11 protein-coding genes and 2 tRNA genes are annotated in these 12903 nt (G+C 60.3%); 6 read left to right on the top strand and 7 right to left on the bottom strand.

Annotation, left to right across the window (positions count from 1 at the left end):
* The first annotated feature begins 22 nt into the window (after positions 1-22).
* A complete protein-coding gene (locus tag GUC32_RS17635) occupies positions 23-1252 on the top strand; it encodes an OFA family MFS transporter (protein WP_369435355.1) in 1230 nt (409 codons plus the stop codon).
* Between the two features lie 70 nt (positions 1253-1322).
* Here GUC32_RS17635 and glk read toward each other — a convergent pair whose 3' ends face one another.
* Positions 1323-2285 carry a glucokinase gene (gene glk, locus GUC32_RS17640; protein WP_369435356.1) on the bottom strand — a complete coding sequence of 321 codons (963 nt, stop codon included), beginning with the start codon at positions 2283-2285 and terminating at the stop codon, positions 1323-1325.
* A 310-nt stretch (positions 2286-2595) separates the two neighbouring features.
* Between glk and GUC32_RS17645 the strand changes: the two genes are divergently transcribed.
* Positions 2596-3843: an ion channel protein gene (locus GUC32_RS17645; RefSeq protein WP_025303755.1), complete on the top strand. Its 1248-nt coding sequence runs from the start codon at positions 2596-2598 to the stop codon at positions 3841-3843.
* Here the strand turns inward: GUC32_RS17645 and GUC32_RS17650 are convergent.
* Positions 3840-4532, bottom strand: a complete 693-nt coding sequence (locus GUC32_RS17650; protein WP_099816970.1) for an aspartate/glutamate racemase family protein — start codon at positions 4530-4532, stop codon at positions 3840-3842. The two genes, GUC32_RS17645 and GUC32_RS17650, sit on opposite strands and share 4 nt — an antisense overlap.
* A gap of 66 nt (positions 4533-4598) precedes the next feature.
* Complete coding sequence (locus GUC32_RS17655; protein WP_016926809.1) at positions 4599-5051, bottom strand: multidrug/biocide efflux PACE transporter; 453 nt, start codon at positions 5049-5051, stop codon at positions 4599-4601.
* Positions 5052-5147: 96 nt separating this feature from the next.
* On the opposite strand from GUC32_RS17655, the gene GUC32_RS17660 reads away from it, so the two are divergent.
* Positions 5148-6017, top strand: a complete 870-nt coding sequence (locus tag GUC32_RS17660) for a LysR family transcriptional regulator (protein WP_099816969.1) — start codon at positions 5148-5150, stop codon at positions 6015-6017.
* Here the strand turns inward: GUC32_RS17660 and GUC32_RS17665 are convergent.
* On the bottom strand, positions 6014-7675 hold the full coding sequence (locus GUC32_RS17665; RefSeq protein WP_049294926.1) for an alpha-keto acid decarboxylase family protein: 1662 nt from the start codon (positions 7673-7675) through the stop codon (positions 6014-6016). The genes GUC32_RS17660 and GUC32_RS17665 overlap by 4 nt on opposite strands.
* 188 nt (positions 7676-7863) lie before the next feature.
* On the opposite strand from GUC32_RS17665, the gene mgrA reads away from it, so the two are divergent.
* Both mgrA and GUC32_RS17675 read left to right on the top strand, forming a co-directional pair.
* Positions 7864-8853 carry an L-glyceraldehyde 3-phosphate reductase gene (gene mgrA / locus GUC32_RS17670; RefSeq protein WP_099816968.1) on the top strand — a complete coding sequence of 330 codons (990 nt, stop codon included), beginning with the start codon at positions 7864-7866 and terminating at the stop codon, positions 8851-8853.
* A gap of 223 nt (positions 8854-9076) precedes the next feature.
* Positions 9077-9487 carry a DUF2502 domain-containing protein gene (locus GUC32_RS17675; protein ID WP_025303761.1) on the top strand — a complete coding sequence of 137 codons (411 nt, stop codon included), beginning with the start codon at positions 9077-9079 and terminating at the stop codon, positions 9485-9487.
* Positions 9488-9529: 42 nt separating this feature from the next.
* Here the strand turns inward: GUC32_RS17675 and GUC32_RS17680 are convergent, their stop codons facing one another.
* Positions 9530-10765: an Nramp family divalent metal transporter gene (locus GUC32_RS17680; RefSeq protein ID WP_167324492.1), complete on the bottom strand. Its 1236-nt coding sequence runs from the start codon at positions 10763-10765 to the stop codon at positions 9530-9532.
* Between the two features lie 377 nt (positions 10766-11142).
* On the opposite strand from GUC32_RS17680, the gene GUC32_RS17685 reads away from it, so the two are divergent.
* Entirely contained in the window at positions 11143-12330 is a 1188-nt protein-coding gene (locus GUC32_RS17685) for a NupC/NupG family nucleoside CNT transporter (RefSeq protein WP_004936373.1), read from the top strand.
* A gap of 118 nt (positions 12331-12448) precedes the next feature.
* Here the strand turns inward: GUC32_RS17685 and GUC32_RS17690 are convergent.
* Both GUC32_RS17690 and GUC32_RS17695 read right to left on the bottom strand, forming a co-directional pair.
* A tRNA-Ala gene (locus GUC32_RS17690) sits at positions 12449-12524 on the bottom strand.
* Positions 12525-12584: 60 nt separating this feature from the next.
* Positions 12585-12660, bottom strand: a tRNA-Ala gene (locus GUC32_RS17695).
* Positions 12661-12903: the final 243 nt, after the last annotated feature.

Below are 12903 nucleotides of genomic sequence, written 5' to 3' on the forward strand. Positions count from 1 at the left end.
ACACACAGGAAGGAGACCGGCCATGAACACCAAACCGGCAAATCGCAGCTTAATCGTTCTCGGCACCATCATCTGTCAGATGGGTCTGGGCACCATCTACACCTGGAGCCTGTTCAACCAGCCGCTGGTCGACAAGTTCCACTGGGGGCTGGCAGACGTTGCCACCACCTTCTCCATCACCAGCTTCTTCCTGGCCTTCGCCACGCTGTTCGCCGGTAAGCTGCAAGAACGCTTCGGCATCCGCAATCTGACGCTGTGTTCCGGCATCCTGGTCGGCCTGGGTCTCATCGCCAGCGCCCACGTCAGCTCGCTCGACATGATCTACCTGCTGGCCGGCGTGGTGGTGGGCTTTGCGGTCGGTATCGCCTACATCTCCACCCTGTCCAACCTGATTAAGTGGTTTCCCGCCAACAAAGGCCTGATTTCCGGCATCTCCGTCGGCGCCTTCGGCAGCGGCAGCCTGCTGTTCAAATACGTCAACGCCGCCCTGATCGCCGACGTCGGCGTTTCCGGCGCCTTCTTCTACTGGGGTGCCATCGTGATGGGTCTGATCGTCGTCGGCTCCCTGTTGCTGAAAGAGCCGGTGCTGGCGACCAACGCCGCGCAGCAAGGCGCCAACGGTCTGGGCAACGACTACAGCGTGCGTCAGATGCTGGCCACCAAAGAAGCCTACCTGCTGTTCACCATCTTCTTCGCTGCCTGCATGAGCGGTCTGTACCTGATTGGCATCGTGAAAGACATGGGCGTTCAACTGGCCGGGATGGATTTGGCCACCGCCGCCAACACCGTGTCCGCCGTCGCCATCTTCAACACCGCCGGCCGCATCATCCTGGGTACGCTGTCCGATAAAGTGGGCCGCATGCGCGTCATCAGCTTCACCATGCTGGTTACCGTGCTGGCGATTGTCGCCCTGAGCTTCATGACCCTGAACCACACGCTGTTCTTCATCTGCGTCGGTGCGGTGGCCTTCTGCTTCGGCGGCAACATCACCGTGTTCCCGGCGATTGTCGGCGACTTCTTCGGCCTGAAAAACCACAGCAAGAACTACGGCATCATCTACCAGGGTTTCGGCCTGGGCGCGCTGGCCGGTTCGTTCGTCGCCAAATACTTCGGCGGCTTCCACGCCACCTTTATGGTGATTGGCGTCCTGTCCGCCGCTTCTCTGCTGATTACGCTGTTCATCAAAGCGCCGAAGGCGGTGGCAGCGGAAACGGTAGAAACCGCCCAAACGGCGGAGCTGGCCAAAGCCTGATACCCCACGAAAACGACAAGGGGCGCAATCTGCGGATTGCGCCCCTTTTTTTATCGTGCCGCCGCATTGCTTACAGCTGCATGCCCAGCGTCTGGCGCAGATGCGCGCCGGCCCCCAGCAGGCCCGGTTGGCCATGGGCTATCATGAACACCGGAATGTCTCGCACATAGTCGCGGAAGCGCCCCTTGTCTTCGAAAGCGGCGCGGAAGCCCGAGGCCTTGAAGAATTCCATAAAGCGCGGCACGATGCCGCCGGCGATGTACACGCCGCCAAAGGTGCCCAGATTCAGCGCCAGGTTGCCGCCGAAGCGCCCCATGATCACGCAAAACAGCGACAGCGCACGGCGGCAGTCGATGCAGCTGTCGGCCAGCGCCCGCTCGGTAATGTCCTTCGGCTCCAGTTTCTCCGGCAGGCGGTTGTCCGCCTTGACGATGGCGCGATACAGGTTGACCAGGCCCGGCCCGGACAGCACGCGCTCGGCGGAAACGTGCCCCACTTCACCGCGCAGCACCTCCAGAATAATGTCTTCTTCTTCGCTGTTCGGTGCGAAATCGACATGGCCGCCCTCGCCCGGCAGGCTGACCCAGCGGCGATCGACCTGCACCAGGTGGGCAACACCCAGCCCGGTGCCGGCGCCGTACACCGCGATCGGTTTGCCCGGCTGCGCATCGCCGCCGCCAAACTGCAGCACGTCGTCCGGCGAGAGCATCGGGATCGCCATCGAGACGGCGGTGAAATCGTTGATCACTTCCAGATGACTCAACCCCAGGTTGGCCTTCATTTCTTTGATAGAGAACGCCCAGCTGTGGTTGGTCATCGCGACCCAGTCTTCCGTCACCGGGCAGGCGATCGCGATACAGGCGTCCTGCACCTCGATATCGCACGCTTTCAGGTAGTGGCGGATCACCGCCTCCAGGCTGTCGAACTCCAGGCCGGAATAGGTTTTCGCCTGGGTAATTTCACCCGTCGCAACAGTGCACAACGCCAGGCGGGCATTGGTGCCGCCAACATCACCCACGAGGGCATAGGTCATTGATTTCGTCTCCGCAAAATGAAAAATAAAAAGCTGCCCACACTGTAAAATCCTGCTGCGAAAACAACAATCACCCGCCTCGGATCTGCGCCCCAATAGCGATCCGGATCACAAAAAACGTTTCAGCTTGCCTGTGATGCCGCGATTTGAAACAAATTGCGGCAAAAAACGCGCCGCCGCGACTGTTAACCGTCATCGACGCCGGGCAATATCAATGCGTGCCTGCTCGCCGATAGTCTGGCAAGCTGTGGCCACTGCCCAACCACCCGCTCTCCCTGCCCTGCATGGAGGCATCGACAAGGGATTATCCATGCTGCATCCGCGCGCCAATGCCATGTTGGCCTTTGCTTTGCCTGCGCTGATTATCGGTTCCGCCTCCAGTCTGGTGCTGCTATTGATGATGAAAGTCGCCGCTACGCTGCAGCAATGGCTGTGGGTGACGCTGCCCGACGCGCTGAGCCTGGATGCCCAGGCACCCTGGTGGCCGCTCGGCATGCTGACGCTGACCGGCGTGGCGGTCGGCCTGATCGTGCGCTACATGCCGGGCCACGCCGGGCCGGATCCGGCGACGGAATCGCTGATCGGCATGCCGCTGCCGCTCTCCGCCCTGCCGGGGCTGGGATTGGCGCTGATCGTCGGCCTGGCCGGCGGCGTCAGCCTGGGGCCGGAAAACCCGATCACCGCCATCAATATCGCGCTGGTGGCGGCGGCGGGGGCGCGCCTGCTGCCGAAGGTGCCGCGCATGGACTGGATCATCCTGGCGGCCGCGGGCACCATCGGCGCGATGTTCGGCACGCCGGTCGCCGCCGCACTGATCTTCTCGCAAACCCTGGCGGGCAATAACGAAACGCCGCTGTGGGATCGGCTGTTCGCCCCGCTGGTGGCCGCCGCCGCCGGCGCGGTCACCACCCAGATGTTCTTCGTACCCAATTTCGCCCTGCAGCTCGACGCCTACGACGTAACGCGACTGCCGGACATCTTCAGCGGCGCCATCGTAGCGCTGATCGCCATCGCGCTCGGCATGGTGGCGCTGTGGTGCTTCCCACACGTTCACCGCCTGTTCCATTCGATGAAGAATCCGGTGTTGATGTTAGGACTGGGTGGCTTTGTGCTGGGCCTGCTGGCGCTGGTGGGCGGAGAGATTACCCTGTTCAAAGGGCTGGATGAAATGAAGCGCCTCGCGGCAGACGGCAACTATTCGGTGCCGGCGCTGTTGACCGTTACCCTGACCAAGCTGGCGGCGCTGGTGATCGCCGCCGCCAGCGGCTTTCGCGGCGGGCGCATCTTCCCGGCGGTGTTCGTCGGGGTGGCGCTGGGGCTGATGCTGCACCAGCACGTTCCGGCGGTGCCGGCGGCGATCACCGTCTCCTGCGCCATCATGGGGCTGGTGCTGGTGGTCACGCGCGACGGCTGGCTCAGCCTGTTCATGGCGGTGGCGGTGGTGCCGGATCTGCACCTGCTGCCCGTCTTATGCATCGTGATGCTGCCCGCCTGGCTGACGCTGGCAGGCAAACCGCTGATGCTGGTGAACCGCCGGCAACCGCCGCACGACGATTAGTCCAGCGCGAACGCCGCGGCGGCGCGGGCGTGGATCGCGGTGGTGTCGAACACCGGCACCGACGCATCCCGCTCGCTCACCAGCAACCCTATCTCGGTGCAGCCGAAAATAATCCCCTGCGCGCCCTGTTGCTCCAGGTCGCTGATGATCCGGCGATACTCATCGCGCGAGGCATCGCGAATGTTACCGAGGCACAGCTCGTCATAGATGATGCGGTGCACGATGTCACGATCGGCGCTGACCGGCGTCACCACATCAATGCCGTGCAATTCCTGCAGGCGGCCGCGGTAGAAGGTCTGCTCCATGGTAAAACGCGTGCCCAGCAGCCCGACGCGGCGAATGTTTTTTTCCCGCACCTGCAGCGCCGTGGCGTCGGCGATGTGAATCAGCGGCAGGCCGCTGGCCTGCTCGACCGCCTCCGCCACCTTGTGCATGGTGTTGGTGCAGATCACGATGGCTTCGGCGCCGGCGGCGCGCAAAGCCACGGCGGACTCGGCCAGCAGCCGGCCGGCACCATCCCAATCGCCCTGATGCTGCAAGCGTTCAATTTCCTGAAAATCGACGCTGTAGAGCACGATTTTGGCCGAATGCAGCCCGCCGAGGCGCGCCTTTACCTGCTCGTTGATGGTGCGGTAATACGGAATGGTGGATTCCCAACTCATGCCGCCCAGCAGACCCAACACTTTCATCCTTCGTTCCTCAGCATTTCCGACAATCCTCTGACCTTACCTGAGAATCGCCGGGCTGACGACGCCTTATTTGGCGCCGGAATTGATCGGCTGGCGCGCTTCGAACCAGCGCTGGCGCAGCGTGTCGTACAGCCAGTTATAGGCCATGGTGTACGGCAGGAAGAACAGGAAGAAACCGATTTCCAGCATAAACGCCTGCGCCCAGGAGATACTCAGCATCCAGGCGGCGATCGGCACGCCGATCAGGATAAAACCGGCTTCAAAGCCGACGGCGTGCAGCGCGCGCACCTTCAGGTTACGCACCACCCGGCTGACCGGCCACAGGCGGTCGAACACCGTGTTGTAAACCATGTTCCACAGCATCGCGACGGTGGAGAGCATCACCGCCAACGCACCGACCTGCACCATTGAGCGGTTCAGCAGCCACGCGCCCAGCGGGGCGCAAACCATCACGGCGATGGCCTCGAAACCGACGGCGTGGACGATACGTTCAATGAGAGACTTGTTTTGCAGTTGCATACATCACCTTTTTTTCAACAGTTGTTGCGAAAGCCAGGTGATTATCATCGCTTTTTTGGGTAGATTAAAAATAGATTCCATCGATAAAGTAGATATATGCACTATTCACCGGAAGCGTTACAGGCGTTCGTGGAAGCCGCCGCCCTCGGCTCATTTTCCGCCGCCGCGCGCAAGCTGCGTAAAAGCCAATCCACCGTCAGCACCGCCATCGCTAATCTGGAAGCCGACCTGGCATTGACGCTGTTCGATCGCAGCGCGCGCCAGCCGGTGCTCACCGCCGCCGGCCGCAAAGTGCTGGGGCACGTACAGGCGATCCTCGCGGCCAGCGAACGGCTCGATGCCCTGAGCATTCAGCTGGCGGGCGAGGTTGAACCGCGCCTGAGCATGGTGTTTTCCGATACCTACCAGCCCAAGCATCACGATCGGTTAATGCAGCTGTTCGAACAGCGCTACCCGGAAATTGAGCTGGAATGGATGATCGCCGAGGAAGACGACGTTATCGATCTGCTGCAAAGCGGCCGCGCGCATTTGGGCATGGTAGAAGTGCAAAAACGTTATCCGCCGGATATCGCCTTCTCCCGGCTGCCTGAGCAGACCGAAATGGGGCTGTTCGTCGCCCATCAGCATCCGCTGGCGCAGGTCGCCGCGCCGACGCCAGAGCAATTGTCCAGCACCCGCCAACTGATCCTCAATACCTACACCGGCGCCGAGGCGGCCAGACAGGGTGGCCTGGTCTGGTCGGCGCCCAGCTATCTGCTGTTGCTGGAAATGGCGGAACAAGGATTCGGTTGGGCGGTGTTGCCGCACTGGCTGGTGCAGCAATACGGCCACGGCAGGCTCACCCAGCTGCGGCCGCGCGGCTGGCCAAAACTGATTTCGGTGGATGCGGTATGGTCCAAACTGACCCCGCCGGGCCCGGCGGGGTTCTGGATGCTGGAGCGCCTACTGGGCGATACCCTGCCCTAAGCGGCGGCGTTGCGCGCCTGAATGGCGCGGGAGACGGTATCGAGAAGTTCCGGAATGTCCATCTTCGGCAGCATCACTTCGATGAAGGCCAGCCGTTCGTCGTCCGCTACCTCGCGCAGCGCCTGACGCAATCCGTCCGGATCGCTGACCCGCAACGCCTTCACCGGCCGCTCGCCGGCCAACGCCGGCGGTAACTGCGTCCAGTTCCAGCGCGCGATATCGTTATAACGTTGCTCCGGCCCGTGGATCGCGCGTTCAACGGTATACCCCTGATTGTTCAGCACGAAGATCACCGGCTTAAGCCCGTCGCGCAGCATCGATCCCAGTTCCTGCACGGTCAGCTGCGCGGCGCCGTCGCCGATCAGCAATACTGCCCGGCGCTGCGGTTCGGCGGTCTGCACGCCGAACGTCGCCGGCAGGGTATAGCCGATCGATCCCCAGAGCGACTGCACGATCAACCGGCAGCCGCGCGGCAACGTCAGCGCCGCCGCGCCGAAACAGGCGGTGCCCTGATCGGCCAGCACGATATCCCCCGGCCGCAGGAAATCCTGTATCTGCCGCCAGAAGGCGTGCTGATCCAACCCTTCCCCATTGCCTTCCGGCAGGGCCGGGCGGACGATCGGCGGCAACGGCCAACGCGACGCCAGCGACAGGCTCAGGCGGTGCAGCGCCTGTACCGCCTCGCGCATCGGGATGCGGCTAAAACACCGCCGCCCAACCCAGGCTTCGAACGGCTGAATATCGATGCATTTTTCCACCGGCAGATGATGCGTGAAACCGGCGGTAATGGTGTCGGTCAAACGCACCCCGACGTTGATCACCACATCGGCGTTTTCGATAAGCTGTTTCACCGCCGGATCGCTGGCGCCGCCGCAGTAGGTACCAACAAAACCGGTGCGGTTCTCATCCAGCACGCCTTTGCCAAGCAGCAGCGTAGCGTGCGGAATGTCGACCTCCTGCAGCCACTCGTCCAGCACCGCTTCGGCGCCGAAGCGATCGGCCAGGAAATCCGCCAACAATGACACCCGCCGCGCCGACAGCAGCTTTTCGCGCGCCGCGGCGATAAATGCCTGCAATGTGCTCTGCGACAGTTTGGCCTGGCGCAGCATCAGCGGCGCCGGTTTACTCGGCAGCGGCGCCTGCGCGACGTCGCTGGGCAACATCAGATAAACCGGGCGATGTTCCAGCAAGGCGACGCCGATCAGGCGGTCTATCTCCATCGCGGCGTTATCGGCGGTCAGATTGGCCTGCGCGACGGTCACCTCTTTGGCGATCCGGGCGAAGTGGGTGAAGTCGCCATCCCCCAGCGAATGATGCAACAAATCACCGGCGCGCTGGGCGCGCTGCGCCGGGGTGCCAACCACGTGGATCACCGGCAGGTATTCGGCGTAGCTGCCGGCCACCCCGTTCAACGCGCTTAGCTCGCCGACGCCAAACGTGGTGAGCAGCGCGGCCGCCGGTTTGCAGCGCGCGTAGCCATCGGCGGCGTAGGCGGCGTTCAATTCGTTGGCGCAGCCTACCCAGGTGATTTGCGGATGAGCGAGAACATGATCAAGAAATTGCAGGTTGTAATCCCCCGGCACGCCGAAGAAATGACGGATGCCGATTTGGGCCAGACGATCGAGAAGATAATCGGCCACCGTATAGGTCTGAGTCATGATCATCACCTGTCTGCAGCTGGAGCGATTATCTTAATTATCGAAGATGCCGTTCAAATTTCGAACAAACGCTCCGGCATCGAACGGCAACCTGGCGTTACATGCCGGCGCTGTGATCGCTCCCCCGGCAGCGTGGTGTGGAAACGTATACACTCAAAGCACTTCACCTCTCGCCGACAAGGATAACTATGTCCTACCAAGCCTCCCCTACGCGTTATCAAGATATGGAATACCGGCGCTGTGGCCGCAGCGGGCTGAAGCTGCCCGCCGTCTCGCTCGGGCTGTGGCACAACTTCGGCGACGCCACGCTGTATGACAACGCCCGCGGCCTGATCCGCTGCGCCTTCGATCGCGGCATTACCCATTTCGATCTGGCCAATAACTACGGCCCGCCGCCCGGCGCCGCCGAGGAGAACTTTGGCCGCATGCTCAACGCCGATCTGCGGGCCTGGCGCGATGAGCTGATCGTCTCATCCAAAGCCGGTTACACCATGTGGCCCGGCCCCTACGGCGATTGGGGCTCGAAAAAGTACCTGGTCGCCAGCCTCGATCAGAGCCTGAAGCGCATGGGGTTGGAGTATGTGGATATCTTTTACCACCACCGGCCGGATCCGGACACGCCGCTGGAAGAAACCATGGCGGCGCTGGATTTGTTGGTGCGCCAGGGCAAAGCGCTGTATGTCGGCCTGTCCAACTACCCGGCCGAGCGCGCGCGGCAGGCGTTCGACATTCTGCAGCGGCTCGGTACGCCGTGCGTGATCCACCAGCCCAAGTATTCGATGTTGGAACGCACGCCGGAGGCGGAATTGCTGGATACGCTGGCGGAGCATGGCGTCGGCGCGATCGCCTTCTCGCCGCTGGCGGGCGGCCTGCTGACCGACCGCTACCTGCACGGCGTCCCGCAAGATTCCCGCGCCGCCAGCGGCAGCCGCTTCCTGCAGCCGGAGCAGTTGACCGACGAGCGGCTGGACAAGGTGCGCCGCCTCGATGCGCTGGCGCGGCAACGCGGGCAGAAGCTGTCGCAGATGGCGCTGGCCTGGGTGCTGCGCGGCGATCGCGTTACCTCGGTGCTGATCGGCGCCAGTAAGAATGCGCAGATAGAAGACGCGGTGGGCATGCTGGCCAATCGTCACTTCAGTGAAGAAGAGCTCGCGCAGATCGAGAAAATCTTATTGTAATCGTTTACAAATTCCGCCGCTCAATCGAGCGGCGAGACTCCAGAAAAATCTCAAATCTTGGCCTCCCGCATCGTTTTCAGAGTGGCTCTCAGATTCAACCCTATGCGCTGGCGCTATGATGCCGATATTGCAGCAAAATAACGATAAGGCCGCTTTTTTAAACTGATGAACGCGCTTCATAAAGTGACAAACGGCCAAGCCGCGCAAGCGGGAAGGAGAAGCCATGTTTAAACCTCTGCTCTTGGCCGCCATCTTGGCGGCGACGGTACTGCCCGCCGCACAGCAAGCACACGCCGAAGGGATCAGCATCGATCTGATGCCGGGCGTTTCACTGCGCATCGGCGATCAGGACAATCGCGGCCGTTACTGGGACGGTTACGACTGGCGCGATCGCGACTGGTGGCAAGGCCATCAGGGGCGCTATCTCGGCGACCGCAGCCGTCGCGGTTACTACTGGGACGGCTATCGCTGGCGCGACCGCGACTACTGGCGCAAACACTATTACTATCATGAAGGACGCTATCGTAAATACGACAAGCATTACGATAAGCACCATTGGAAGAAAGAGAAAAAGCACCACCACGATCATGACCGCGATCGCTGGCGCCGCCACGGCGATGACGACCGCGATTAACGACGACGGGCCGGCGTAATGCCGGCCCGCGTTTTTTTTTGCCTACAGCACGCTGCCGATCAGCAGGTAGCCGTTCAATCCCACCACCACCAGTACGATCAGCTTGCCCAGGTTTTGCACCAGCGGGCCGTTGACCATTTCCCCCATCAGCGCCCGATTACCGGTGAAAGCCAGCAGCGGCACCAGCGCCAGCGCAATGCCGAAGCTGAGCAGCACCTGACTCAACACCAGAATGCGCGTGGCGTCCATCCCCAGCATGATAACGATAAACGACGGCAGCATGGTCACCGCGCGACGCAGCCACAGCGGGATATGGAAATGCACAAACCCCTGCATCACCACCTGCCCCGCCAGCGTGCCCACCACGGTAGAGGAGAGACCGGCGGCCACCAGGCTCAGGCCAAACACGGTGGCGGCGGCTTGCCCGAGCAGCGGTTGCAGCGTCAGATAGGCCACGTCGAGATCGGCGATGCCGCTGTGGCCGCTGAAATGAAACGCGGCGGCGGCAGTGGCCATCATCGCCAGGTTGACGAAACCGGCGATGGTCATGGCGACGGCGACGTCGACTTTGGTGGCGGCATAGCGCTCCGCCTTATCGTGCTCACCGCCGACTTGGGTGAGCGACGAATGCAGGTAGATCACGTGCGGCATGATGGTGGCGCCCAACACCCCGGCGGCCAGAAATACCGCATCGCCGTTAGGCAGATCGGGCAGCGCCATGCCCTTCAGCAGCGGCGCGAGCTGCGGCTGGGAAAATGCCAGCTCGACGATGTAAGCGGCGGCGACGAACAGCAGCAGGCCGCCAATCACCCGCTCCAGCGGCTTTTGCCCGCGTTTTTGCAGCATCAAAATTAAAAAGGTGGCGATGCCGGTCAGCACCGCGCCCTGCAACAGGGACACGCCGAGCAGCAGTTTGAAGCCGATCGCCGCGCCGATAAACTCGGCCAGGTCGGTCGCCATGGCGATGATCTCCGCCTGCACCCAATAGGCCCACACCGCCGGCCGCGGAAAGCGATCGCGAATGTGCTCGGCCAGGTTTTTTCCGGTGGCGATGCCCAGCTTGGCAGACAACAGTTGGATCAGCATCGCCATCACGTTGGCCCAGACCACGACCCACAGCAGGCTGTAGCCGAACGAGGCGCCGGCCTGGATGTTGGTGGCGAAGTTACCGGGATCGATATAGCCGATAGCGGCGATGAAGGCGGGCCCCATCAGCGAGAGTTTGATTTTTCTGGCGGAGCGACCGGGGGTGGTTTCAACCACGCGACTGTTCAGCATATGTTGAACCCTTACTGAAATTACGTTTATCTCCACTCTATATAAATGATAATAATTATCAAGCGCATTTAGAGCGGTAAAACTTATCTCTGTAATAGCCAACATTAATGGTTTTATCGAAGGGTCCGACACCAAGCATGCCGATTTCCGTGCTTTTGAGATGGGATTTTAGCTGCAATACCCCTGAAAGACAGGTTAGCACAAGAATACGAATTTCCTATCTCTGCGTTAACATCTTGATTTTTTATGCTTTTGCGCAACACTTTAGGATAATTCCCGCTATGATTTTCCATATTTGCAATAGAAGTCTCGTTTTTAAACGTAGCGTTACATAAAATGACAGCCGAAATTCAGCCTGCCTCAAATTTGGAGCAAACATGTCCCATATTGCGCACTTTGCGTTGGCGATAGTAGTGGTGGCGATCCTGGCCCTGTTGGTGTGCCGCGATCGTAAAAGCATCCGCATTCGCTATGTTATTCAATTACTGGTTATCGAAGTACTGCTGGCCTACTTTTTCCTGCATTCGGAAGCGGGTTTGGGCTTCGTAAAAGGATTCGCCGCGCTGTTTGACAAACTGCTCGGGTTTGCGGGACAAGGGACTGATTTCGTGTTCGGCGGCATGGGCGACAAAGGCCTGGCGTTCTTCTTCCTGAAGGTGCTGTGCCCGATCGTCTTCATTTCGGCGCTGATCGGTATTCTGCAGTACATCAAAGTGCTGCCTTTCATCATCCGCATTATCGGTACCGTGCTGTCGAAAGTGAACGGCATGGGCAAGCTGGAGTCGTTCAACGCCGTCAGCTCGCTGATCCTGGGCCAATCCGAAAACTTCATCGCCTACAAGGATATCCTGGGCAAGATGTCGGAAAAGCGCATGTACACCATGGCGGCAACCGCGATGTCTACGGTGTCCATGTCTATCGTCGGCGCCTACATGACCATGCTAGACGCCAAGTTCGTGGTGGCGGCACTGGTATTGAACATGTTCAGCACCTTTATCGTGCTGTCGTTGGTCAACCCGTACGATACCAATAAAGAAGAAGAGCTGCATCTGGGCAATCTGCACGAAGGCCAGAGCTTCTTCGAAATGCTGGGTGAATACATCCTGGCCGGCTTCAAAGTAGCGATTATCGTCGCCGCGATGCTGATTGGCTTCATCGCCCTGATCGCCGCGCTCAATGGCGTATTCAGCGCTATCTTCGGCCTGAGCTTCCAGGAAATCCTCGGTTACTTCTTCTATCCGTTCGCCTGGATCATGGGCATTCCTAAACACGAAGCCCTGCAGGTCGGCAGCATCATGGCGACCAAGCTGGTTTCCAACGAATTCGTGGCCATGATGGAGCTGCAGAAAGTCTCTGCCGAGCTGTCGCCGCGCAGCCTGGGGATCCTGTCGGTGTTCCTGGTGTCCTTCGCCAACTTCTCTTCCATCGGCATCGTGGCCGGTGCGATCAAGGGCCTGAACGAACACCAGGGCAACGTGGTGTCGCGCTTTGGTCTGAAGCTGGTGTACGGCTCTACGCTGGTCAGCATCCTGTCCGCTTCCATCGCGGGTCTGGTGCTGGGCTAAGCCTCGAACCGACGACGATAACAAGGCGCCTGCGGGCGCCTTTTTTATTGCTTGGCATTCGGCGAAGGATAAATGACGAAAAGCAAAAAGCCGACCCTAAGGTCGGCTTTTTAAATGGTGGTGGAGCTAGACGGGATCGAACCGTCGACCTCTTGCATGCCATGCAAGCGCTCTCCCAGCTGAGCTATAGCCCCACAAAAGTGGTACGCGTTGACCGGCGTTACGGTATTCCCCAACCTCTCTGAGAAGAAGGTTGGTGGAGCTAGACGGGATCGAACCGTCGACCTCTTGCATGCCATGCAAGCGCTCTCCCAGCTGAGCTATAGCCCCGTTCCACAATCACTTTGTGCTGTGAACGGGGCGCATAATATGAAACCCATTCAAAGCTGTCAACGGCTAAATTGAATTACTGAATCAAGCGTTGAAAAAGCCGCCAAATCAGCATGTTTGGCGCCAAAAAATCATCAGTTTGTGCAGAGTTCATCCATTTTGCGCGCTACATCTCAAAATAGCAAAAGACCCTGCATATCACGTTGATTTTTAATTAACGGAATGTTAGCGAAATGCGCTTGA

The sequence above is a fragment of the Serratia sp. NGAS9 genome (assembly GCF_009905295.1).
GTDB lineage: Bacteria > Pseudomonadota > Gammaproteobacteria > Enterobacterales > Enterobacteriaceae > Serratia > Serratia bockelmannii.

Bases quoted from the DNA above. Each gene is read 5' to 3' on its own strand.
- GUC32_RS17635 (WP_369435355.1), top strand. From the start codon at position 23: ATGAACACCAAACCGGCAAATCGCAGCTTAATCGTTCTCGGCACCATC.
- GUC32_RS17665 (WP_049294926.1), bottom strand. From the start codon at position 7,675: ATGACTCAGACCTATACGGTGGCCGATTATCTTCTCGATCGTCTGGCC.
- mgrA (WP_099816968.1), top strand. From the start codon at position 7,864: ATGTCCTACCAAGCCTCCCCTACGCGTTATCAAGATATGGAATACCGG.
- GUC32_RS17645 (WP_025303755.1), top strand. From the start codon at position 2,596: ATGCTGCATCCGCGCGCCAATGCCATGTTGGCCTTTGCTTTGCCTGCG.
- GUC32_RS17655 (WP_016926809.1), bottom strand. From the start codon at position 5,051: ATGCAACTGCAAAACAAGTCTCTCATTGAACGTATCGTCCACGCCGTC.
- GUC32_RS17680 (WP_167324492.1), bottom strand. From the start codon at position 10,765: ATGCTGAACAGTCGCGTGGTTGAAACCACCCCCGGTCGCTCCGCCAGA.
- GUC32_RS17685 (WP_004936373.1), top strand. From the start codon at position 11,143: ATGTCCCATATTGCGCACTTTGCGTTGGCGATAGTAGTGGTGGCGATC.
- GUC32_RS17650 (WP_099816970.1), bottom strand. From the start codon at position 4,532: ATGAAAGTGTTGGGTCTGCTGGGCGGCATGAGTTGGGAATCCACCATT.
- GUC32_RS17675 (WP_025303761.1), top strand. From the start codon at position 9,077: ATGTTTAAACCTCTGCTCTTGGCCGCCATCTTGGCGGCGACGGTACTG.
- GUC32_RS17660 (WP_099816969.1), top strand. From the start codon at position 5,148: ATGCACTATTCACCGGAAGCGTTACAGGCGTTCGTGGAAGCCGCCGCC.
- glk (WP_369435356.1), bottom strand. From the start codon at position 2,285: ATGACCTATGCCCTCGTGGGTGATGTTGGCGGCACCAATGCCCGCCTG.